The following is a 22021-nucleotide window of genomic DNA, read 5'->3' as shown; positions in this document are numbered from 1 at the left end:
CGCCGCCGTCTCCTTGCCCGCAAGAATGCTCCGAATCGGGTCGTCGCGGCTGCTTCACGGCCTTCGGCGGCCGCTGCCGTGCGAGTTCTGCATAGTAAGGTGCCTCATGCCCAACCGTCGTGCCGGTGCTGCGCCGGAGTCTCGATGACACCAGGTGCCAAGGTCGATGAGCGCCCACTGGTGGTCATCTTCGGTGCCAACCCGTGGGACGACGTCCTCATGAACGACCGCCTCCTCGCGATCGAACTGCTGCGCTACTGCGACATCCTCTGGGTGGACCCGCACCTGTCGGTGCTGTCGCCCCGGGCGAAGGAACGCGGTCGGCTGCGCTCCCTGTGGCCGGAGACAGAAAAGGTCCAGGAAGGACTGACGCTGCTGCGTCCGGTGGCGCTGCCCGCGCACAGCCGCGCCGGTCTGCGTCACACCACGGCGCCGCTGCTGCGGTCCCAGACCCGGCGTGCGCTGCTGACCATGGGCCGGACGCCCTACGCGGTGATCGATGCCCGTTTCGGCAGGATGACCGGCGGCTGGGGTCCCGGCGTGCTCAACGTCATGTACGCGATGGACGACGTCGTCGGCGGTGCCTACCTGATGGGCCGGGACGTCGGCGCGGTGTTGACGGACGAGCGGGAGACGCTGGCCCGGGCCGACCTGGTCCTGGCGGTCTCGGAGCCGCTGGCGGACCGGCTCCGCGGGCTCGGCGGCCAGGCGCGGCTGCTGGCCAACGGGGTGGCGGTGGAGATGTACCGGGACGTGGACGGGGCCCCGCCCGCGCCGGAGGTCGACCTGCCGCACCCGATCGCCGGGATCATCGGCTACCTGTCGGAGCGCATCGACATCGCCCTGCTGGAGGCCATCGTCGAGGCCGGGATGTCGCTGCTGATGGTGGGCAAGCACGATCCGCGGTTCGAGCCCGCGCGCTTCGCCCGGCTCGCGGAGCACCCCCGCGTGCAGTACGTGGGCCTGCAGCCCTTCGCGAAGCTGTCGTCGTACCTGCATCACATCGACGTCGGCGTCACGCCGTACGTTGACTCGGAGTTCAACCGCGCGTCGTGTCCGCTGAAGACACTGGAGTATCTGGCCGCCGGCCGACCGGCGGTGAGCACCGACCTGCCGGCCGCCCGGTGGCTGGGGACCGATCTGATCCGGATCGCCTCGGAGCCGGCGGCTTTCGCGGCGGCCGTCCGCGACGTCAGCGCCGAGTCGCGCGAGCCCTATTACATGGCCGCCCGCCGGGCGTTCGCGGCGAACCACTCGTGGCGGCGGCGCGGCGACGACCTCGCCGAGATGCTCGGACTGGTGCCCGCCGCCCATCGCAGTGACGAGTCGGAAGGGGTGCGGCCGGCATGACCGAGCGGCCCAGGGTGACGTTCGGCGTCACCGCGTACAACAACGAGCGGTACCTGCCCGGCGCGCTCGACGCGGTGCTCGCCCAGGACTTCCCGGACTTCGAGGTGGTGGCGTGCGACAACCAGTCGACGGACGCCACCTGGGACATCCTCCAGGACTACGCCGCGCGCGACGCCCGGGTGCGGGTGTTCCGCAACGAGTCGAACCTGGGTGAGTCGGGCAACTACGCCCGGGTGGTGAGCCTGGCCCGCGGTGAGTTCTTCCGGCTGACCTCGCACGACGACCGGATCGCGCCGACCCTGCTGCGCCGGTGTGTCGAGGCGCTGGACGCCAACCCGGCCGCGGTCGCGGCGTACCCGCAGGCCGTCGTCATGGACGCCGCGGGAAACGAGCTGTTCGCCTGCACCGGCGAGCCCGCCGTGCGGCAGGCCACCCCGACCCGGCGCATCGCGGGTTCGATGGGCCTGCTGACGTACTGCAACGCGGTGTTCGCCCTGGTCCGCATGGACGTGCTGCGGCGCACCCGGCTGCACCTGGCGTTCGGGACCGCGGACCGGACGCTGATCCTGGAGCTCGCCGCCCGGGGTCAGATCGAGCTGGTGCCCGAATACCTCTTCTACCGGCGGGGTTCGGTCAACGGCAACGAGTTCGGCGGCTCGACCAACGCCCGCGACCGGTACGCCTGGCTGGAGCCGGAGCTGGCCCGGCGCCGGCGGCTGCGCCTGGTCGGGAACAACGAGCAGCTCCGGTTCGTCCGGGAGACGATGCGGTCGCTCGCAGTGAGCGAACTGCGATGGGATGACAAGGTCGGGTCGATCGTGGCATTCGGCACCGCATGGCCGGCCAGCGAGGCCCGGATCCGGCTCGGCGCGCTGCGCCGGCGCTACCGCCGAGCACGCCCTGAGACCCCGAAGGACACCTGATGACCACCGATCGACTGAGCACTCCCACCGCCGATGCCGGCGCTGATCCGCCCGCTGCGGCGGACCTGGCGACGCACGCCGGTGACGCGCCCGACGCGACGGCGGAGTCCGGGACTGCGCGCGCCGGGGGCCGGCTGCCCCGTGCCGCCGTCCTGTGGTCGTACGTGCTGACGATCGGTCGGTTCGGGACCACCGCCGCGGTCACCGTGATCATGGCGAGGTTCCTGTCCCCGCACGAGTACGGCGTGATGGCGCTGGCCATGGTGTGGGTCACGTTCGGTCAGACCCTCGCGATGCACGGCCCCGGGCAGGCCGTCGTGCAGCGCGAGGACGTCGACGACAGCCATTTCGACGCGGCGTTCTGGTCCACCCTCGGCACCGGGGCGGCGCTCGCCGCGGTCTTCGCGGTCGGGGCGCCGCTGTGGGCGGCGCTCAACGACACTCCCGATCTGATCCCGGTCTCCCTCGTGCTGGCACCGGTGATGGTCCTCAACGCCATGGTGGTGGTGCCCGACGCCATCCTGCGCCGGCAGCTGCGGTTCCGGTCCCTGTCCGTGCGCTGGCTGGTGGCGGGGCTGGTCAGTGGCGGCGTCGGCGTCCTGGGCGCGGTCCTCGGCTGGGGAGTCTGGGCGCTGGTAGCCCAGCAGGTCGTCATGTCGGTCATCTCGGCGGTGGGGGTGTGGATCGCGGTCCGCTGGCGCCCGGGTTTCCGGCGCATCGGGCCGGCCCTGCGCGAACTGCGGAAGTACTCGCTGCACTCGCTGTCCGGCTTCTTCGCGAGCTTCGTCGCGGTGCGCACCGACGCGGTGCTGCTCGGGCCGATCTTCGGACCGGTGGCGATCGGCCTCTACCGGTTCGTCACCAGGATCGCCGAGATGGTCAACGACATCGCGACCGGGGGTCTGGCCCAGGTGGCGATGCCGCACCTGTCGCGCGAGGCGGCGTCGCAGGCGGAGTTCACGCGGTCGGCCATCCGCTACTTCCACATCGGCACGCTGGTCGCGTTCCCGCTGTTCGGCGTCATGTTCGCGACCGGCCCGCTGTTCCTGCGCTGGATCGGTCCGCAGTGGGTGGCCGCCGGTCCGGCGTTCCGGGTCATCTGCGTGGCCATGGCGGCGGTCGCGCTCGGCCCCATCATCAGCGCCATCTACCAGGCCGCCGGTCGTCCCGCCATGCTGGCGGCCATCAGCTGGGGGTCGGCCGGCTTCACGGTCGTCAGCATGCTGATCGCGGGAAGGCTGTTCCACGACTCCGGCCCCGGCACGCAGGTGCTCGCCATCGCGTCGACGTTCGCGATCGTGCAGTGGACCGGGACCCTCATCGCGCTCATGCTGATGTCAGCGCAGGTGGTCAAGGGTTCCCTGCTGGGCATCGTGCGCACGTCGCTGCCGGCGGTCGGCGCGGCGATCGGCGCGGCTGTGGCGGGGCTCGCCGTCCAGCCGCTGCTGCACGAGCTGGACAGCTTCCTGGCACTGGCCGCCACCGGGATCGTCGCCGGGGCGGTGGCGCTGGCGGTACTGGCGGCCCGGGAGCGTGAGGTCTCCTCGCGGCTGGGCCGGCTCATCCGGCGCTGACGCTGCCCGCTGCACGTCGGGGGGCCGGTGCCAGCTGGCACCGGCCCCCCGACGTACAGCGGAGCTACGGGACTGCCGTCACCAGTCCTTGCAGGGCAGTGGCCCGACCGTGCTCACGACCTGGTAGTTGGCGTCGATGGTCACGATGGTGTTGCCGGACCAGTTGACGGTCGCGCAGTCGGAGTCGACCGGCGCATAGATCCACGACTGGTTGACGAGGCGGTTGTTCTGCACGATCGCCGTGCCTTTGACGTTGCGGACCTGGATGGAGTAGGTGCCGCCCATGATCAGGTTGTTGGTCACGACGACGTCCTCGGCCTGCGAGTCGACGATGAAGACCGGCGCCGTGACGTCCGCGGGGTTGGCGTCCCGCTGGTCGATCGTCGTGTGGTTCAGCGTCAGACCCCTGCCCGTCAGGTAGGTCTGGATGCCGTCGGAGTGCGCGCCGGGGTTGGTGCACAGGTGCACGTACGAGTCCTGGATGTTGATGTTCGGACCCGAGGCGCGGAACCCGTCGCTGTGCCCGCGTAGCAGCACCCGCGTCGCGGTGTAGTCGGAGAACCCCAGCGCCGGCTGCCCGTGGCAGTAGCTCGTCGGGCCGATGGTGGAGTCGGAGATCGTGAACGGGTAGAACTTGCGGGAGTACTCGTTGTAGACCATGCCGTCGATCTGGCTGCGGGTGACCCGGACGTTGTTGGCCGTGATCAGGAGATCGCCGGGGATGTGCACCCCGTCCAGGACGGTGTTGTGTGCGGTGACCCGGTATGTCGTGCCGTCGAAGTTGAGGCCGAGTCTGGTCAGCTTGGTGCCGGCGGGCACGCCGGTCGTCGCCGGCGAGGGATAGTCGCCACTGACGGTCACCACCGGGACCTGCGGCAGGGTGTTCCCGGACCGTGCGGGAGCCTTCGAGGAGGAGGCGCCCGGTTTCGGTTGCGCCGTTCCCGACGGCGTGACGGACGAACTCGCGCTGGGAGCAGCCTCACCCGGCTGCTGTCCCTCTCCGACGGGCCGCTGGCTCGACGAGGCCTCGTTCGTGGTTTCCGAGCCGGTCGGCTTGACGTCGTCACTCGCGTGCAGGGCCACGCCGCTCGATAGCACGAGCAGGGCGGCGACGGCGATGGCGCGAGGCAGCGTGATGACCGGACGAGGGCGTTGTGATGCCACTCTTCGTTTCCTCTCCGCGGGGCTGGCTGGCGTCGAACTCACGGATTGTAGCCGGGTGCACATCAATCGGCATCGTGATGCGACCCCTGCCGGGCGACTGTCGCCTTTGCGACGGGTGGGTCGGGATGCCGTCACGTCGAGGGCGGCGCGATGGGGCAGAGTTTCTGCCGATCATGTTGAAAGTCCAGGTCAGCAGCCGTTTCTGGGGTTGTCCGGGCGGCGTCGTCGCGCACTGTCTGTCCATATAGGAGCAGCGTTCGGTCACTCTCAGGTGCTGTATGCTCCGGCGCGTGACAGAGCGAGCCCAGAGGGGTGTGGTGGGCATGGAGATGCAGGTCCGTACGGAGCTCGTAGACTTCGTCGTCAGCAATTACCTGTTCGGCGAGGCCTCGCGCCTGCCGGGCGACCACGATTCGTTGGTGGAGCAGGGCATCATCGACTCGACCGGCGTGCTGGAGCTGGTGGAGTTCCTGGAGGAGCGCTTCGGCATCCAGGTCTCCGAAACCGAGACCATCCCGGACAACCTCGGCTCGATCGCCAATCTGACGAAGTTCGTCGAGGGCAAGAAGGCCGGCAGTGGGCTGGCGCGATAAGCGCTCGAACGCCGCCGACCACCTGCTCGACACCGGCCGCGCGGACGATGTCGCGGTCGTGGACGGCGCCCAGCGGTATACGTACCGTGACCTTCGCGGCGCGGTGGCCCGCCTGATCGAGGCCCTGGGCGCGCTGGATCTGCCACGGGGCTCGCGAGTGGCCGTCCTGGGACCCAACTCGTTCTTCTGGATCGCGGGTTATCTCGCGGCGATGAAGGCGGGTTGCGTCGCGGTGCCGGTGTCGGACCGGGCCACGCTGGACGAGGTGCGCCGCAACCTGGCTCTGGTCGGCGCCGAGGCCGCGTTCGTGGATCGCCGTGCGCTGCGCCGGCTCGGCGCCGCGCTGGAGGGCATCGCGCCTGTCACCGACGAGGCGCTGACCGCGGCCGACCGGCTCGACGAGGCGTGGCCGGAACTGCCCGCCGCGACCGAGTGCGACCTGGACGCCGACGCCGCGCTGATGTTCACCTCGGGCACCACGTCCCAGCCGAAGGCGGTGCGGGTCACCCACCGCAACATCCTGGCCAACACCGACTCCATCGTCGGCTATCTCGGCCTGGGGGCCGAGGACCGGGTGCTCGTGGTGCTGCCGTTCTACTACTGCTACGGCGCCTCGCTGCTGCACACGCACCTGCGGGTGGGCGGCCGGGTCGTGCTGCTGAACTCGTTCGCGTTCCCGGAGGTCGCGCTGGATCTGCTGGAGCGGGAGGAGTGCACCGTCCTCGCGGGCGTGCCGTCCACGTTCCAGCTGCTGCTGCGCGCCGCCAGTTTCACCGCGCGCGAGCTGCCCTCGCTGCGAGTGGTTCAGCAGGCCGGCGGCAAGCTGGCGCCGGTGCTGGTGGAGGAGCTGCTGGGCGCGCGGAACACCGCGCGGCTGTTCCTCATGTACGGCCAGACCGAGGCGACCGCGCGCCTGTCCTACCTGCCACCGGAGCTGCTGCGCAGCAAGCCCGACTCGATCGGCCGCGGCATCGCGGGCGTGGAGTTGCGCGTGCTCGACGAGGCCGGCGACCCGGTGCGGCCGGGTGAGCAGGGCGAGATCTACGCCCGGGGCGAGAGCATCTGCCCGGGTTACTACGGCGCGCCGACGGAGTCGGCCGCCAAGTTCACCCCGTCCGGGCTGCGCACCGGCGACCTCGCCACCATCGACGAGGACGGCGACGTCTTCATCGTCGATCGGCGGGACGACTTCATCAAGACGTGGGGCTTCCGGGTGTCGAGCCAGGAGATCGAGGATTGCGCGCTGCGCCTCGACCGGCTCACCTCCGCCGCCGCCGTCGGCGTGCCCGATTTGGCGGCCGGGGAGGCGATCATCCTGTTCGTCGTGGCCCGGCCCGGTGCCGAGGTCACCCCGGACGAGGTGCTGGCGGTCTGCCGTGCACACCTCGCCAAGCACATGGTGCCGGCCGGTGTGTTCGTGGTGGACGCCCTCCCGCTGACCGGCAACGGCAAGGTGGCCAAGGCGCGTCTGGTCACCGCGGCCGCGGGCGGCACACCGACGGCATGACCTGCCGATGAGCGAGGGAGTGGGGATGACGAGGACCGACATCGAGAGCGCCGAGCCGACGACCGAGCCGTCGCGCGGTGCACGGCGCAGGTTCGGACGGCTGACCGCCGTGATGGCGGCGATCGTGGTCGCCGCCGGGGCGGGATGGTTTCTGGTGGAGGGGAAGGACGAGGCTGTGGCCACGGACGAAGTGACCGGTGGTGTCGCCACCGCGGAGGTGTCCGCGACCGACCTGGCGAAAGTCAGCCGGACCAGGGTGTTCTTCGGGCACCAGTCGGTCGGGTACAACGTGCTCGACGGCGTGGCCGCGGTCTACCGCGCGCACAGCGTCGCTGCGCCGCCCATCGAGGAACGGCGGGACGCGCCCGCGGCCTCCGGCGGCTTCGTCGTGCACGCGCTCATCGGCGAGAACACCAAGCCGCTCGACAAGATCAAGGATTTCGACGCGCTGATCCGCAGTGGCATCGGCGGCCAGGTCGACGTGGCGATGATGAAGCTCTGCTACATCGATATCACCCCCGGCACCGACGTCGACGCCGTCTTCGCGGCGTACCGTGACACGCTCGCGGCCCTGGAACGCGACTTCCCGAACGTCGCCTTCGTCAAGGCCACCGTGCCGCTCACCACGCAGCCCGGCCGGCTGTCGCAGCTCAAGCAGTGGGTCCAGGGCAACGACCTGTACGGCGCGACCGCGAACGCGACCCGGGAGCGGCTCAACCAGCTGATCCGCAAGGAGTACGGCGACAGCCACCTGTTCGACGTGGCCGCGGTGGAGTCGGCCGCGCCCGACGGCACCCGCGCCGGCGGCGTCACCGACGGCCACCCGTACTTCGCGCTGAACGACGCGTTCGCCGCGGACTCCGGTCACCTCAACGACGCGGGTGCACAACGCGCGGCCAGTGCCTGGCTCGCGGCGGTCGCGCAAGCGTCGTCGAAGTAGCGGCCGCCGTGAACGGCAGCGTCGGCACGGACATCGTCTCGGTCGCGCGGATCGCGAAGCTCATGGACCGCCGTGGGGACCAGTTCCTGCGCCGCTGGTTCACCCCGGGCGAGGTCGCCTACTGCGTCGGCAAGGCGGTGCCGAGCCGGCACGTCGCGGCGCGGCTGGCCGCCAAGGAGGCGGTGGTCAAGGCGCTGCCGTTCGGCTGGACGGGCGCGGTGCCGTGGCGGATGGTCGAGATCCTGAGCGGCCGCCACGGCGCGCCGGCCGTCCAGCTGTCCGGCACGATGCTGGTCGAGGCGCAACGGGCGGGCGTCGTCGACATCCAGATCTCGATGTCACATTGCGACGAGTTCGCCACGGCCGTGGCCATGGTGACCTCGTCCGCCCAGGAGCCCGCACCGCCGCCGGTGGTGCAGGCCGAAGCCAGTCAGCAGGGGGGCTCGGTGCCCCTGCAGGAAGCGACAGGTGTTGCGGTGGTGGATCGCAGGCAGGTCGAACAGATCCTGGCCGAGTGGTCGGGCATGCGGGAGGAGCACACCGACCCGGAACTCGAGGCGGTGCGGTTGGCGATCCTGGTCGAGGACGTCTTCGAGGTGACGCTGATCGACGACGACATCGACCTGGCGGTGCTGACCGATCCCGATGCCGTGGTGCGGGCGCTGGGCCGGGCGCACGGCGGAGTGTCGCGCTGATGTGCGGCATCTGCGGCGTCGCGTCATTCGACCAGACCCCGGACCGCGACCTGCTGCTGGACATGATGCGGCAGCTGGTGCATCGCGGCCCGGACGGCTGCGGCTACTACCGGGACGAGCGGGTCGCGCTGGGTCACACGAGACTCGCGATCGTGGACGCCGCCGGCGGGGCACAGCCGATGTGCAACGAGGACGGCACCCGGTGGGTCTCCTTCAACGGCGAGATCTTCAACTACGTGGAGCTCGCCGAGGAGCTGCGCGGGCGGGGCCACACGTTCCGGACCGTGAGCGACACCGAAGTGATCGTGCACGCGTGGGAGGAGTGGGGCGAGGACTGCTTCCGCAGGTTCAACGGGCAGTGGGCGCTCGCGCTCTGGGACCGCAGGGCGCGGCGCCTGGTGCTGTCCCGCGACCGGGTCGGCGTCCGCCCGCTGTTCTACGCCCATGGCGCGGCCGGCCTGGTGTTCGCCTCCGAGGTGAAGTCGCTGTTCGCCGATCCGAGCCTGCCGCGTGCCCTCGATCCGGCCGGGCTCGACGAAACCCTGACCTACTGGTCGACGGTGGCGCCGCGGACCGTCTTCGCCGGCGTCGAGCAGCTGCCGCCCGGGCACTACGCGGTGTACGACGAGTCCGGGTTCCGCACCGCGCCGTACTGGACCCTCACCTTCCCGGACCGCGCGCAGCCGGTGCCGGACCTGCGGGAGACCACGCAGGAGCTGCGGGAGAAGCTCGTCGAGGCCGCGCGGTTGCGATTCGTGCGCAGTGACGTGCCGGTGGGGGCCTACCTCTCCGGCGGTCTCGACTCGTCGATCACCACCGCGGTGGTGGCCCGGTACACCGAGGCTCCGCTGCACACCTTCTCGCTGCGGTTCTCCAGCGACGAGTTCGACGAGGGCGGCTACCAGAAGGTCATGGCCTCGGCGCTGGGCACGCAACATCACGACATCGTGGTGAGCCCGCGCGACATCGCCGAGGTGTTTCCCGAGGTGGTGCGGCATGCCGAGGCGCCGCTGCTGCGCACCGCGCCGGCTCCGCTGTACCTGCTGTCGAAGCTGGTGCGCGAGAGCGGCTACAAGGTGGTGGTGACCGGGGAGGGCGCGGACGAGGTCTTCGCCGGCTACGACATATTCCGGGAAGCGCGGGTGCGCCGGTTCTGGGCCGCCGACCCCGGCTCGCCCAAGCGGCAGCGCGCCGCCGAGTTGCTGTACCCGTGGATGGTGCGGTCCCCGGGCCAGGCCCCGGCGTTCGCCCGCAGCTTCTTCGGCCGCAACCTGGACGCCGCGGACCCGGCGCTCTCGCACCGGCCGCGCTGGGACGCGACCACCGTGCTCAAGCGCATGCTGTCGCCCGACCTGCAGGCCGCGATCGGTGCGGACTCGGCCGATCCGGCCGGGCTCGCGGCCGCGCTGCCGGCCGGCAGCGAGCACTGGGACCCGCTGGGCCGCGCCCAGTGGCTCGAGACGACCACGCTGCTCTCCGGCTACATCCTGGCGGCGCAGGGCGACCGCATGCTCATGGCGAACTCGGTCGAGGGCCGGTTCCCGTTCCTGGACGCCAACGTGCTCGAGTTCGCGGCCAACCTGCCCGCCCGCTACAAGCTCTTCGGCCTGGACGAGAAGTACCTGCTCAAGCGCGCATTCGCCGATCTGGTGCCGGAGGAGATCCGGCGTCGCCCGAAGCAGCCGTACCGGGCGCCGGACGCGGCGAGCTTCTTCGTCGACGGCACCCCGGACTGGTTCGACGACGTCATGTCGGCGCAGGCCGTGCAGGACGCGGGCGTGTTCCGGCCCGAGCAGGTCGCCGGGCTGGTGGCCAAGTGCCGCCGCACCGGCGGGGAGCAGATGAGCAACACCGACAGCATGCGGCTCATGGCCGTGATCTCGACTCAACTCACCCACCGCACCTTCATCGCGGGCAACGGCGGGGCGACAGCCGCACCGGCGCTCCCCGCGCTGCAGGTGGCAGTGGATCTGTGCCAAGGCGACAGTGCATTCGACACCCACCATGGAGGCAACGCATGACCAGCTCGGGCACGGCGTTCGGGCCGGACAGCCTGCGGATCGACGCCGATCTGGAGACGGCCAGGATCTCAGCCACGCTGAGCTCGTACCTGGCGAGCACCAAGCGACGGGGCATCGTGGTCGCCCTGTCCGGGGGCATCGACTCCAGCGTCGTCGCGGCCGCCTGCGTCGCGGCGCTCGGCAAGGAACGCGTCTTCGGCCTGCACATGCCGGAACGCGACTCGTCGGACGACACGCTGGGGCTCAGCCGCCTGGTGGCGGACAGCCTCGGCATCGAGTCGGTGCACGAGGACATCACCCCGCTGCTCGAGGCGGCCGGCTGCTACCAGCGGCGCGACGACGCGATCCGGCTCGTCTGCCCCGAGTACGGCCCGGGGTACAAGTCGAAGATCGTGCTCCCGAGCGTGATCGACTCGGACAGCTTCCGGCTGTACTCCGTCGTGGTGCAGGCCCCGGACGGCACGCTGACCAAGCACCGCCTCACCACCGAGTCCTACCTGGGCATCGTCGCCGCGACCAACTTCAAGCAGCGGGTCCGCAAGATGATGGAGTACTACCACGCGGACCGGCTGAACTACGCGGTGTCGGGGACCCCGAACCGGCTCGAATACGACCAGGGCTTCTTCGTGAAGCTCGGTGACGGCTCAGCCGACGTCAAGCCGATCGCGCACCTGTACAAGACGCAGGTCTACCAGCTGGCGGACCACCTCGGGGTGCCCGCCGACATCTCGGCCCGGCCGTCCACCACGGACACCTACTCGCTGCCGCAGTCGCAGGAGGAGTTCTACTTCTCCCTGCCGTACCAGCGGATGGACCTGTGCCTGTACGGGCTCAACAACGGTGTCCCGGTCGATGCGGTCGCCGAGGCGGTGGGCCTGACCTCCGAGCAGGTGCTGCGGGTGTATCGCGACATCGACCAGAAGCGGCGTACCTCGAACTACCTGCACCTGGCGCCGCGACTCGCCGTGGATGTTCCGGAGATCAGCCACGGTGGGTAAGGTGCGACGCCGGGGTGATGTCGGTGTCCTGCCGCCCATCCGTAAGCCAAGGCATGTGGATCCTGAGGAGCGGCAATGAACTCGTCGGTCGGCCCTTCTGTGGACCTCCCCGCCGGCGACGCATCGACCGATGCGTCGCCGGCGCCACCGCTCACGGCAGACGGCTCCCGGACCATGCGGTCGGCGCTGCGCCGGCCGGTGGCGACCGGGGAGACCGGCGCTCCGAAGAGCCTGGGGCAGGCGGTGCGGATCGTGCTGCGGATGATCTGGGATGATCTGACCGGCGCGCTGCACTACTACTACCTGGTCAAACTCGCCGGGGCACGGATCGTGCCGCGGCCGGTGCGGTTCGTGATGTACCGGCTGGCCGGGGTACGCCTGCAACAGTCGAAGATCGCGCCCGGGCTGTTCATCGGCGGCCCTCCGTCGAACCTCACGATCGGGCACAACACCAGCATCAACGTCGACTGCTTCTTCGACTGCCTGGCCAAGGTGACGCTGGGCCGCAACGTCATGGTCGGCATGGGCGCGATGATCGTCACCAGTGATCACGAGGTCGGTCCGGACGGCACCGCCCAGCACCAGGTCATCGGCCGCGACGTCGTCATCGGTGACGGCGTGTGGCTGGGTGCGCGGTCGACGGTCCTGCCGGGGGTCACCATCGGCGAGGGGACCATCATCTCCGCCGGCGCGGTCGTCACGCGGGACTGCCGTCCCCGCGCCATCTACGCCGGGGTGCCCGCCCGACTGGCCGGGCACCTCGGGGGCGCGGACCGGCCGGGCGAGAGCGCCGGCACCACGCCAGCCTGAACCGGTGAGGAACCGCATGAGACGTGACGAGTCACGGCGCCTGCGTGCGCGCGCCCACGACCTGATCCCCGGGGGCGCGCACACGTATGCCAAGGGGGACGACCAGTACCCGGCGGACGCCCCGGGTTTCATCGCCCGGGGCAGCGGCTGCACGGTCTGGGACGTGGACGGCAACGAGTTCCTCGAGTACGGCATGGGCCTGCGCGCGGTCACGCTGGGCCACGCCTACGCCCCCGTGCTCGCCGCGGTGCGCGCGCAGCTCGAACTCGGCGTCAACTTCACCCGCCCGGCCGCGATCGAGGTGGCGTGCGCGGAGCAATTCCTGAACGTCGTCGCACCCGACCGGGACTGGATGGTGAAGTTCGCCAAGAACGGCTCGGACGCGACGACGGCGGCGGTGAAGCTGGCGCGGGCACACACCGGGCGCGACGTGGTGGCCATCTGCGCCGGGCAGCCGTTCTTCTCCACCGACGACTGGTTCATCGGGAGCACCGCCATGCCGGCCGGCGTCACCGACACCACCCGGCGGCTCACCGCCCGGTTCGGGTTCAACGACCCGGACAGTCTGGCGGCGCTGTTCGCCGCGCATCCGGGCCGGATCGCCGCGCTGGTGCTGGAGGCCGCCTATCAGGAGCCGCCCGCCCCCGGTTACCTCGACGAGGTGCGCCGGCTGTGCGACGAGCACGGCACGCTGCTGATCGTCGACGAGATCATCAACGGCTTCCGCATCCACCAGCGCGGTGCCGCCCACCTGCATGGGCTCACCCCCGATCTGGTCACGTTCGCCAAGGGCATGGCCAACGGGTTCTCGGTGGCGGCACTGGCGGGCCGCGCCGACGTGATGGAGCTCGGCGGCCTGCGCACCCGGCGCGAGCGGGTGTTCCTGCTGTCCTCCACCTACGGCGCGGAGACGCATGCGCTGGCGGCGGCGATGGCGACGATGTCGGTGTACCAGGCGGAGCCGGTCATCGACCGGCTGCGGGAGCTCGGTGAGCGCCTCGCCTCGGGGGTGCGCGCGGTGGCGGCGGCACGTGGGCTGTCCGAGCACGTCGACGTGGCGGGCCACCCGGCCAATCTCGTCTACGTGACGCGGGACGCCGCGGGCAACCGGTCCCAGGAGTTCCGCACCCTGTTCCTGGACCAGCTGATCCGGCAGGGCATCATCGCGCCCTCGTTCGTGGTGTCCTACTCGCACACCGAGACGGACATCGACCGCACCGTCGAGGCGGTGGACCACGTCCTGGGCACGTACGCCAAGGCGCTGGCCGACGGCGTCGAGCACCACCTGAGCGGCCGGCCGGTGCAGCCGGTGTTCCGTCCGTACAACTGACCGCGGCGGGGTGCATGCCTGTCGAAGTCCCGACAGACATGGTGTGCCCCGCGCTATAGCATCCTGCGGGTGATGAACAACGTGCGCGACCGGCTCAGCAACGTCTGGTGGGAACAGCAGTTGGGCATCTCCACCAGGGGCCTGACGCTGATCGACCATGAGGACTCGTCGCGATACACCACGATGGGCTACCGCACCGTCGAGCGCGTGCTGGACCACCTCGACCTGCAGCCGTCGGACGTGTTCGTCGACGTCGGCAGCGGCAAGGGCCGGGTGCTCTGCTGCGCGGCGCGGCGCGAGGTCAAGCAGGTCATCGGCGTGGAGCTCGATGCCGCCCTGTGCGACGTCGCCCGGGACAACGCGCGCCGCCTGCGCGGTCGCCGGGCCCCGATCGCCGTGGAGACGGTGCTGGCCCAGGACTTCGACTACGCTGCGGCGACCGTGTTCTTCCTGTTCGACCCGTTCGGCGCGGCCACTCTCGGCCAGCTGCTCGACAAGGTGCACGCCGACACCCGCGGCCAGCAGGTCCGGTTCGCCTACGCCAACCCCACCCACGACCATGTCTTCCAGGCGCAGCCGTGGCTGGAGCGCACGGCGACCTGGGACAGCGGGCAGGCCGGCACCGAGCACACGATCCACTTCTACCGCAGCCGGTAGGGCACGCCCCCGCCGGGCGACCCGCCGGCTGGCGTCATGCGGTGAGCCGCAATGTCGCCTTCGCGCAGTGGAACGCCTCGGCGTAGGGCGCCCGGCATTCGATGCCGCGCAGCCGCATCAGGCCGCGGAAGGTCTCCTCGGTCCACCAGTCGCGGTCGCGCTGCGAGCCGAAGCACGTGTCGAGGTGGGCCACCTTGGCGGCGGCGACCTCGTCGGTCAGCGGGACGTACAGCTGGGGCCGGCCGAGGTCGCCGTCCCACTTGGGGATCTCGTACTGCAGGTGCAGCGCGGACCGGAACGCGGTCGGCACCAGCTCGCCGATGAGCCGGTGGTCCTGGTGGGCGTCGCCGGTCCAGGGTGACAGCACCAGCTCCGGCCGGCTGGCGGCGGCGTCGTCGACGATCCGCTTCACCTCTGCCCAGTGCGCCGGCAGCCGCCCGTCCGGCAGCGTGTGCAGGCTGGTGGTGAGCGTGGCACCGGGCAGGAACGCGGCGGCGGCCGCCATCGCCTCGGCGTGCCGGTCCGGCGTGCCGGTGCACAGCACGTAGTGCACCCGTACGCCCGGGTTCGCGGCTGCCAGCGTGAGCAGGAGCCCGCCCGCGCCGATCTCGATGTCGTCCGGATGCGCGCCCAGGACCACCGCCTGCCGGACCTCGGACAGCCGGAGCATCAGGTGAGCCGCCGTCCGCCGGGCAGCGGCTGGCCGCCGTTGCGCAGCGGATCCCACAGCATCCACGGGCAGTTGCCGCGCTGGAACATGTCCTCCAGCTCGGCGCGGTCCTTGAAGGTGTCGGCGGCGCGCCAGAAGCCCTCGTACGGCTGGGCCAGCAGGGCACGGCGTTCGATGAGCCGGTGGAACGCCTGCGGCACCAGATCCTCGCCGGCGCGCAGCGTGTCGAACACGCCCGGCCGCATGATGAAGTAACCGCCGTTCTCCCACTGGCCTTCGCGCAGCTCCCGTACGGCGGTGACGGTGCCCTCGGGGCGGATGTCCATGACGTGGTGGGTGGAGTCGGGGGGCACGGCGAGCACGCTCACCGTCGCGTCACTGCGCTCGAACCGCTCGATCAGCGCCGGCAGCGGTGCGTTGGTGAGCGTGTCGGCATAGTTGGCCAGGAAGGTCGTCTCGCCGTCGAGCTGTGACTGCACGCGCATGAGCCGCTCGCCGATGGTGGCGGTCAGCCCGGTGTCGATGAACGTGATCTTCCAGTCGGCGATGTCGGTCGAGTGCAGGCGCAGGTCGCGACCGCCGTTGGCGAGCGTGAAGTCGTTGCTGAGCGTCTCGTCGTACCGCAGGAAGTAGTCCTTCACCACGTTCGCGCCGTAGCCGAGGCACAGGATGAAGTCGTTGTGGCCGAAGTGGGCGTAGTAGCGCATGACGTGCCACAGCAGCGGCCGGTCGCCGATCATCGACATCGGCTTGGGCGCGCTGCCCTGCCCCTCCCGCATCCGCAGGCCGAAGCCTCCGCAGAACAGCACGACCTTCACGGCGTCACGACCTCCAGCCGGGGGATGGGGAAGACCAGCCGGCCGCCCCAGTCGCCGATATAGGCGAGCTGCGCACTGATCTCCTTGCGCAGGTTCCAGGGCAGCACGAGGACGTAGTCCGGCCGGTCGGCCGCGATCCGGTCCGGGTGGTGGATCGGGATGTGCGTGCCGGGCAGGAACCGGCCGTGCTTGTGCGGGTTGCGGTCCACCGTGTACTCGAGCAGGTCGGCGCGGACGGCACAGTGGTTGAGCAGCGTGTTGCCCTTGCCGGGCGCGCCGTAGCCCACCACCCGCCTGCCCTCGGCGCGCGCCTGGTGCAGGAAGTCCACCAGGTCCCGCTTCACCTGGAAGACCGACTCCGCGAAGCCCCGGTGACCGGCCACGGTGTGCAGGCCGGCAGCGGCCTCGGCGGCCAGCAGTTCCTTGACGGCGGCCTCGGGCGCCCCCGCCGGCCGCGCGAACACCCGCAGCGAGCCGCCGTGGCTGGGCAGCTCCTCGACGTGCACCACGGTCAGGCCGGCGGTGGCCAGCGCCCGTTGGGCGGTGAGCAGCGTCAGGTAGTGGTAGTGCTCGTGGTAGACGGTGTCGTACTGGTTGCGCTCGATCAGCCGCATCAGGTGCTGGAACTCGAGCGTCACCAGGCCGCCGGGCTTGACGAGCGCGGCCAGCCCGGCGGTGAAACCGATCAGGTCCGGGATGTGGGCGTACACGTTGTTGGCGACCACCAGGTCCGCGCGGCCGTACCGCTCGGCCAGCTCCGCCCCCGACTGCGCGCCGAGGAAGCGCGTCTCGGTGCGAACACCCGCGGCCCGCGCGACGGCCCCGACGTTGGCCGCGGGCTCCACGCCGAGCACGGGCACCCCGGCGTCGACGAAGTGCCGCAGCAGGTAGCCGTCGTTGCTGGCCACCTCCGTGACCAGGCTGTCCGGACCCAACCCCAGCTCGGCGACCATGCGGTGGGCATACCCGCGCGCGTGCTCCACCCAGGACTGGGAGTACGACGAGAAGTACGCGTAGTCGCTGAAGATCTCCTCGCCGCCGACGTACGCCTGCAGCTGCACGAGCAGGCACTCGTCACAGATGCGCACGTGCAGCGGGTAGAACGTCTCACCCGCGTCGAGCTGGTCGGCGCGCAGGAAGTTCTCGCAGAGCGGCGACATGCCCAGGTCGAGGAAGGTCGTGGTGAGCGGCGCGGCGCACAGCCGGCAGGGTGGCGTGGCTGTACCTGCTCCGGTCATGCCTGCTCCTCGGTGCGCTCGTCGACGGCGGGGTGGGGGAGCCGTCCGACCGGCTCCTGCGGCTGCCTCATGCGGCGGTCTTCCTGTCGCGGTCCATCAGGCCACCTCCAGCTCGGCCTCGACGCCGAGGCCGGCCAGCGCGGCGGTGATCTCGGCACGGTAGGCCGGGTTGGTGATGATCACAACTTCGGGCCGCAGCGCCGCCAGCGACGCGGGCGGGTCGACCCGGTGGCCGCTGACCGGCAGGTAGCGGCCCCACTTGCGCGGATTGACGTCGACGACCGCGGCGAGCTCGCGGCCCATGTCCACGCTGGTGAGGAACTGCACCGCGCGGGAGCCCGCACCCCAGAGCACGGGGCGCCGCCCGTCGGCCGTGTACGTCGCGATGGCCTCCTGCCAGCGGGCACGCTCGGCCCGGTGCCGGTCGCCGAAGGCCTGGATCCGCGCGAGGTGGGCGGCCGCGTCGCGGGGGAGCTCCGGGTCGGCGACGCGCCGGGCCGGATCGGTGGTGATCTCCAGGTAGCGGAACATGCCGTCGAAGTACGTGCCGCTGCCCGCGACGTGCCAGCCCGCCCGTTGCGCGATGCGGCACAGGGCGTACTCGTCGAAGTAGGACACGTGCGGGTAGATGACCTCCCAACCCGCGGTGGCCAGGTCGTATGCGGCGTCGGGCACCTCAAGGTAGCCGTGCGCGGTCCGGTCGCCGGCCTGCGCCCGCAGGTCCACCAGGAACTCGTACGGGTCGTCGAGGTGCTCGAACCAGTGGCGGGAGGTGACGAAGTCGAAGCGGGGCAGGCCCGCGCCACGCGGGGCGAGCGCGCTGTGCAGCGTGGCGCCGCTCGGGTCGGGACCCTCCGGGCCCGCGTACATCGCGTCGTAGCCGCTGCCGGTGCACGGCGCGTGGCCGCACAGCTCGCGCAGGAACTCGCCCTGCCCGCAGCCGACGTCCAGCACGTGCCGGCCGGCGAGCTGGTAGCGGTCCGCGAGGTGGTGCACGAGTTCCGTGGAGTACTTGGCGAAGGCCGCCGAGAAGTGCAGGTTCGTGTCCATCGTCGGGTCGTACACCAGCAGCGCCGGGTCGAATGCCAGGTTGCGCACGTAGCCGCAGGCCGGGCAGCGGCCCAGGTGCATGCGGCCGGACGCCGAGCCGACCGCGTCCTGCCGGTCGGCCCAGTGCACGCCGCACAGGATCGGCACGGCCCCGAGGTCGGCGAACGGGACCAGGTCCGCGCCGGCGCAGGCGTCGCAGCGGCGAGCCGTCACGGCGCGATCCAGCGCAGCTCGTCGTCCAGCCGACCGGCCGCCCGCAGCGCGGTGATCCGCTTGAGCCGCTGGTGGGCGGGGCCCATCAGGTCCTCGAGCCGCAGCCCGTACCGCGTGTACGCCTCGACGAGCTGCTCGATGCCCTTGCGCAGCGTCCAGGTCGGCTGGAACTCGGGCACCTCGGCCGCGATCAGGTCGCAGGACACCCGGTAGTTGCGCAGGTCGGCGCTCGCCCCGGCGGCGAAGGTGACCCGGCTGCCCGCGACCACCTCGGCGACCAGCTCCGCGACGTCGCGGATGAGGTAGTTCTCGGTGCTCCGGCCGACGTTGTAGGCCCGCGCGTGCACCCGCTCCCGCGGGGCCGCCAGCAGCGCGAGGAACGCGGCGCAGATGTCTTCGACGTGCACCAGCGGCCGCCAGGCCGAGCCGTCGGACTGCAGGCGCACCTCGTTGGTGTGCAGCGCGTGCCCGACCAGGTCGTTGACGACCAGGTCACCGCGCAGCCGCGGGGAGAACCCGTACGCGGTGGCGTTGCGCAGGAAGACCGGCGAGAACTCGTCGTCGGCCAGGGCGAGCAGCGCCCGCTCCGACTCGATCTTCGAGGTGCCGTACGGCGTGATCGGGTTGAACGCGGCGTCCTCGCGCAGCGGCGCGTCGTCCAGGCCCTTGCCGTACAGCGAGCACGAGGACGAGAACAGGAACCTCGTCACGCCGGCGGCCTTGGCCGCGGCGGCCAGGCGCTGGGTGGCGTGCAGGTTCACCGCGTACGTCAGGTCGGGATCGAGGTTGCCCAGCGGGTCGTTGCACAGCGCGGCCAGGTGGACCACCGCGTCCACCTCGGCGCAGTGGGCCGGGGTCACGTCGCGCAGGTCGACCGGCAGGGTCGCGACGGGGGCCGGCGGCGGTCCGATCAGGCCGTCGGCGTAGAGGCCGGTGTCCAGCCCGACCACCTCGTGCCCCGCGGCCTGCAGCATGGGCGTCAACACCGAGCCGATGTATCCCTCATGGCCTGTCACCAGTACCCGCAACGTGCTCTCCCTCTGTGTTGACGTTGAGAGTGTGCCTAGTCGCCGTCGGGATTGCATCCTCCTGTGAGCGCCCTATCGGGAACTTGACAACCGACGCGGTGCGCCCATCGCGCGCCGCGGCACGTGGTCGCGCGATGTTCGCCCTGTATATCCTGGTCCGGGCGGCTCGCCTGCTGATCGGACGGACCCCGTCCGGGTGCCGCCGCAGGGCGCGCGTCGCGTCGCCACAGAGGAGGTATCCGGTGCCGACCACGACCGCGCGGACCGATTCGCCCGGGACGTCGACCGGACCGCGACGCGAGCGGGTGTCTCCGCTCGTCCGGGCGCGCTGGCTCACGCCGGCCTGTGCCGCGGCGATGATCGTCGTGTACGTGGCCGCGGTGCGGACCCAGGCCGGGCAGGCGTTCGAGGACGCGACGCTGGACGGTGGCGCGCGCGGCACCGACAGCCTCGCCGAACTGCTGTCGCTCGCGCTGCTCGAGCTGACGCCGCTGGTGGCGCTCGTGCTCCTGGCAGGGGTGGTGCTGCTCGGCCGGCGGCGCGGATGGCTCGTGATGCTGCTCGGGCTGGGGCTGGTGGTGCTGAGCGTGGGCGTCGTGCAGGTGCTGCAGGACGGGCTCACCCGGCCGGTGCTGCTCGACTCCGGCTACCGCCGGGCGGACCAGAGTTTTCCCAGCGGCCACACCGCCCTGGCCCTGTCGACGTACGCGGCGACCCTGCTGGCGGTGCCGGCCCGGCACCGCCGGCTCGCCGCCTGCCTGGCCGGGCCGTGGGCGCTGGGCGTCTGCCTGGCGGTGGTGACCTCCGGCTGGCACCGCCCGAGCGACGTGGTCGGCGCGGCGCTGATCGTGCTCGGCGTCGCCGCGGCGGCGTACGAGTTCGCCGCCGCGGCGGCGATGCGGGCCGCCCGGCCCGTGTCCGGAGTGGGCGCTGGCGCGGCGCTGGCCGCCTGCCTGCTCCCGGTCGCGGTCGCGGTCGGGTCGGTGGTGCTCGCCACCGCCGGCCCGTCGGCGTTCTCGCTGGGCAGGGCGGTGATTCTGGCCGGCGGCAGCTGGACGCTGCTGGGCCTGTGGTGGCTCGCCCGGCGGGCCGACGGGGGCGGCCGGTCAGGAGCGGACGCGGCGACCGGGTAGCGCCTGCCACAGCGCCGCCCAGCTGCGGTAGCGCTGGAACGGCAGCTCGAAGACCTGGGCGAAGCACCATGCGAACGCCACCGCCAGCGGCGTGACCGTGCCGAGGGTGAGCAGGAAGCGCCCGGCTCCGGGCGCGGTGTGCGGCTCGACCAGCTTGACGAAGATGATCGCCAGGATCGGTGCGTGCACCAGGTAGAGGCTGTAGGAGAACGTGCCCAGACGGCGGATCGGCGCGAGGTCCAGCAGCCGCGTGAGTGTCCGTAGCCGGCCCGACGCGATGGCGGCCAGCAGCAGCGCGGCTGCCGGGCCCAGCGCCAGGTCCACCCAGAACAGGTTGGCGACGGTCCACTCCGAACCCTGGTAGGCGATCAGGCCGACCACCGGCAGCGCGGCGAGCAGGCTGAGCCATCCGTACGGGAGCCGCGCCGCGCGCTCGCGGTCGCGCAGCACCCCCGCGGCGACCACGCCCGCGGCGAACAGGGCCGCGAACTGTGGCGTGAACCGGCTGAACAGGTCGACCAGGCTGACGTGTGCCGCCAGGACGCCCTGGGCCACCACCACGACGGTGACCGCGCCCAGCATGACCGCGGTGCCCACCCGGCGGACGAGCAGGAGCATCAGCGGGAACACCAGGTACAGCTGGGCCTCGACGGCGATGGACCAGAACGCGCCGTTCGGTGACACCGACTCGAACACGTCCTGCAGCAGCAGGCCGTGCACCAGCACCGATTTCGCGGTTGGGTGGACGCCGTCCTCGGGCACCACCACCCAGGCCACGAACAGGCTGTACGCCAGCGCCGCCCAGTACGGGGGCAGGATGCGCCAGGCCCGCCGCTGCGCGAAGACGCGTTTGTCGCCCAGGTTCCAGCCGCGGCGCGCGGGGGAGACCGCGAGCGAGAAGCCCGACAGCACGATGAACACGACCACCGCGAAATGTCCGTAGATCAGCCAACCGGACCACCACGGCCCCGTGGTGCGCGGATAGCCCGGGTAGGACGCCAGGTAGCAGTGGTGCAGCACGACGAAGAGCGCGGCCAGGCCGCGGATGCCGTCGAGGCCGGACAGGCGCAGCTCGCGCTGCCCCGCCGGGGCGTCCGCGGCCACGGGGGAGTCTGCGGCCGGGCGCGGGTCAGGCGCCGTCGTGGTCCCGGCGGGCACGGCGCTGCGCGTCGCGATGTCACTGTCCATGGTCGTGCCATCCCTGTTCGGCGGTCGTGGGCGGGGAGGGGTTGCGGGGACCGCCGGCCGCGGGTGCCGAGCCGGTGGCGCACCTGAGCGCCGCCAGGGCGCGCGAGCTTCACGAACAACC

At 71.4% G+C, this 22021-nt stretch carries 20 protein-coding genes; 13 read left to right on the top strand and 7 right to left on the bottom strand.

Translation table 11 applies throughout. The features are described 5' to 3' along the window. Positions 1-144: 144 nt before the first annotated feature. Genes HAV39_RS25640 through HAV39_RS25630 form a run of 3 tightly spaced genes read left to right on the top strand, consistent with a single transcriptional unit; the run spans position 145 to position 3847 of the window. Positions 145-1350, top strand: coding sequence for a glycosyltransferase (locus HAV39_RS25640; RefSeq protein WP_191841722.1), 1206 nt, complete (start codon positions 145-147; stop codon positions 1348-1350). After that, positions 1347-2273: a glycosyltransferase family 2 protein gene (locus HAV39_RS25635; RefSeq protein WP_191841721.1), complete on the top strand. Its 927-nt coding sequence runs from the start codon at positions 1347-1349 to the stop codon at positions 2271-2273. Before HAV39_RS25640 ends, HAV39_RS25635 begins: the two co-directional genes overlap by 4 nt. Next, on the top strand, positions 2273-3847 hold the full coding sequence (locus tag HAV39_RS25630; RefSeq protein ID WP_191841720.1) for a lipopolysaccharide biosynthesis protein: 1575 nt from the start codon (positions 2273-2275) through the stop codon (positions 3845-3847). Before HAV39_RS25635 ends, HAV39_RS25630 begins: the two co-directional genes overlap by 1 nt. 78 nt (positions 3848-3925) lie before the next feature. Here the strand turns inward: HAV39_RS25630 and HAV39_RS25625 are convergent, their stop codons facing one another. Next, a complete protein-coding gene (locus HAV39_RS25625) occupies positions 3926-4708 on the bottom strand; it encodes a hypothetical protein (protein WP_191841719.1) in 783 nt (260 codons plus the stop codon). A gap of 626 nt (positions 4709-5334) precedes the next feature. On the opposite strand from HAV39_RS25625, the gene HAV39_RS25620 reads away from it, so the two are divergent. The 9 genes from HAV39_RS25620 (at position 5335) to HAV39_RS25580 (ending at position 14562) form a co-directional block, all read left to right on the top strand. Next, positions 5335-5604, top strand: a complete 270-nt coding sequence (locus HAV39_RS25620) for an acyl carrier protein (protein WP_120318277.1) — start codon at positions 5335-5337, stop codon at positions 5602-5604. Continuing rightward, positions 5588-7111, top strand: coding sequence for a class I adenylate-forming enzyme family protein (locus HAV39_RS25615; RefSeq protein WP_191841718.1), 1524 nt, complete (start codon positions 5588-5590; stop codon positions 7109-7111). The genes HAV39_RS25620 and HAV39_RS25615 overlap by 17 nt, the downstream gene beginning before the upstream one ends. Positions 7112-7136: 25 nt before the next feature. Then, the gene (locus HAV39_RS25610; protein WP_191841717.1) at positions 7137-8051 is read left to right on the top strand and encodes a hypothetical protein; all 915 of its coding nucleotides are present in this window, start codon (positions 7137-7139) and stop codon (positions 8049-8051) included. Positions 8052-8059: 8 nt separating this feature from the next. After that, positions 8060-8746, top strand: coding sequence for a holo-ACP synthase (gene acpS, locus HAV39_RS25605; RefSeq protein ID WP_191841716.1), 687 nt, complete (start codon positions 8060-8062; stop codon positions 8744-8746). Further along, entirely contained in the window at positions 8746-10767 is a 2022-nt protein-coding gene (asnB, locus tag HAV39_RS25600; protein ID WP_191841715.1) for an asparagine synthase (glutamine-hydrolyzing), read from the top strand. The genes acpS and asnB overlap by 1 nt, the downstream gene beginning before the upstream one ends. Then, entirely contained in the window at positions 10764-11765 is a 1002-nt protein-coding gene (gene nadE / locus HAV39_RS25595) for an NAD(+) synthase (RefSeq protein ID WP_120318281.1), read from the top strand. The genes asnB and nadE overlap by 4 nt, the downstream gene beginning before the upstream one ends. 75 nt (positions 11766-11840) lie before the next feature. After that, a complete protein-coding gene (locus HAV39_RS25590) occupies positions 11841-12575 on the top strand; it encodes an acyltransferase (protein ID WP_191841714.1) in 735 nt (244 codons plus the stop codon). Between the two features lie 16 nt (positions 12576-12591). Further along, positions 12592-13905 (top strand): glutamate-1-semialdehyde 2,1-aminomutase, encoded by a 1314-nt coding sequence (locus HAV39_RS25585; RefSeq protein WP_191841713.1) that lies wholly within the window; start codon positions 12592-12594, stop codon positions 13903-13905. Between the two features lie 72 nt (positions 13906-13977). Further along, positions 13978-14562 (top strand): SAM-dependent methyltransferase, encoded by a 585-nt coding sequence (locus HAV39_RS25580; protein ID WP_191841712.1) that lies wholly within the window; start codon positions 13978-13980, stop codon positions 14560-14562. A 34-nt stretch (positions 14563-14596) separates the two neighbouring features. Here the strand turns inward: HAV39_RS25580 and HAV39_RS25575 are convergent, their stop codons facing one another. The 5 genes from HAV39_RS25575 to HAV39_RS25555 all read right to left on the bottom strand — a co-directional run bounded on the left by HAV39_RS25575 (position 14597) and on the right by HAV39_RS25555 (position 19579). After that, entirely contained in the window at positions 14597-15232 is a 636-nt protein-coding gene (locus HAV39_RS25575; protein WP_191841711.1) for a PIG-L deacetylase family protein, read from the bottom strand. Beyond that, positions 15232-16050: a glycosyltransferase family protein gene (locus tag HAV39_RS25570; protein ID WP_191841710.1), complete on the bottom strand. Its 819-nt coding sequence runs from the start codon at positions 16048-16050 to the stop codon at positions 15232-15234. Before HAV39_RS25570 ends, HAV39_RS25575 begins: the two co-directional genes overlap by 1 nt. Next, a complete protein-coding gene (locus HAV39_RS25565; RefSeq protein WP_191841709.1) occupies positions 16047-17288 on the bottom strand; it encodes a class I SAM-dependent methyltransferase in 1242 nt (413 codons plus the stop codon). Before HAV39_RS25565 ends, HAV39_RS25570 begins: the two co-directional genes overlap by 4 nt. Positions 17289-17384: 96 nt before the next feature. Next, complete coding sequence (locus HAV39_RS25560) at positions 17385-18551, bottom strand: class I SAM-dependent methyltransferase (protein WP_191841708.1); 1167 nt, start codon at positions 18549-18551, stop codon at positions 17385-17387. Then, positions 18548-19579, bottom strand: a complete 1032-nt coding sequence (locus tag HAV39_RS25555; protein WP_191841707.1) for an NAD-dependent epimerase/dehydratase family protein — start codon at positions 19577-19579, stop codon at positions 18548-18550. The genes HAV39_RS25560 and HAV39_RS25555 overlap by 4 nt, the downstream gene beginning before the upstream one ends. A gap of 242 nt (positions 19580-19821) precedes the next feature. On the opposite strand from HAV39_RS25555, the gene HAV39_RS25550 reads away from it, so the two are divergent. Next, positions 19822-20712, top strand: coding sequence for a phosphatase PAP2 family protein (locus tag HAV39_RS25550; RefSeq protein ID WP_191841706.1), 891 nt, complete (start codon positions 19822-19824; stop codon positions 20710-20712). Here HAV39_RS25550 and HAV39_RS25545 read toward each other — a convergent pair. After that, on the bottom strand, positions 20686-21900 hold the full coding sequence (locus HAV39_RS25545; protein WP_191841705.1) for an acyltransferase family protein: 1215 nt from the start codon (positions 21898-21900) through the stop codon (positions 20686-20688). The genes HAV39_RS25550 and HAV39_RS25545 overlap by 27 nt on opposite strands. Positions 21901-22021 lie beyond the last annotated feature (121 nt).

The organism is Catellatospora chokoriensis, assembly GCF_011297315.1.
Lineage (GTDB): Bacteria > Actinomycetota > Actinomycetes > Mycobacteriales > Micromonosporaceae > Catellatospora > Catellatospora citrea.
This window is presented reverse-complemented; position numbering and strand designations above follow the sequence as displayed.

Coding starts and splice junctions, on each gene's coding strand:
- HAV39_RS25640 (WP_191841722.1), top strand. CDS start 145: ATGACACCAGGTGCCAAGGTCGATGAGCGCCCACTGGTGGTCATCTTC.
- HAV39_RS25635 (WP_191841721.1), top strand. CDS start 1,347: ATGACCGAGCGGCCCAGGGTGACGTTCGGCGTCACCGCGTACAACAAC.
- HAV39_RS25630 (WP_191841720.1), top strand. CDS start 2,273: ATGACCACCGATCGACTGAGCACTCCCACCGCCGATGCCGGCGCTGAT.
- HAV39_RS25620 (WP_120318277.1), top strand. CDS start 5,335: ATGGAGATGCAGGTCCGTACGGAGCTCGTAGACTTCGTCGTCAGCAAT.
- HAV39_RS25610 (WP_191841717.1), top strand. CDS start 7,137: ATGACGAGGACCGACATCGAGAGCGCCGAGCCGACGACCGAGCCGTCG.
- asnB (WP_191841715.1), top strand. CDS start 8,746: ATGTGCGGCATCTGCGGCGTCGCGTCATTCGACCAGACCCCGGACCGC.
- nadE (WP_120318281.1), top strand. CDS start 10,764: ATGACCAGCTCGGGCACGGCGTTCGGGCCGGACAGCCTGCGGATCGAC.
- HAV39_RS25590 (WP_191841714.1), top strand. CDS start 11,841: ATGAACTCGTCGGTCGGCCCTTCTGTGGACCTCCCCGCCGGCGACGCA.
- HAV39_RS25585 (WP_191841713.1), top strand. CDS start 12,592: ATGAGACGTGACGAGTCACGGCGCCTGCGTGCGCGCGCCCACGACCTG.
- HAV39_RS25580 (WP_191841712.1), top strand. CDS start 13,978: ATGAACAACGTGCGCGACCGGCTCAGCAACGTCTGGTGGGAACAGCAG.
- HAV39_RS25575 (WP_191841711.1), bottom strand. CDS start 15,232: ATGCTCCGGCTGTCCGAGGTCCGGCAGGCGGTGGTCCTGGGCGCGCAT.
- HAV39_RS25565 (WP_191841709.1), bottom strand. CDS start 17,288: ATGACCGGAGCAGGTACAGCCACGCCACCCTGCCGGCTGTGCGCCGCG.
- HAV39_RS25545 (WP_191841705.1), bottom strand. CDS start 21,900: ATGGACAGTGACATCGCGACGCGCAGCGCCGTGCCCGCCGGGACCACG.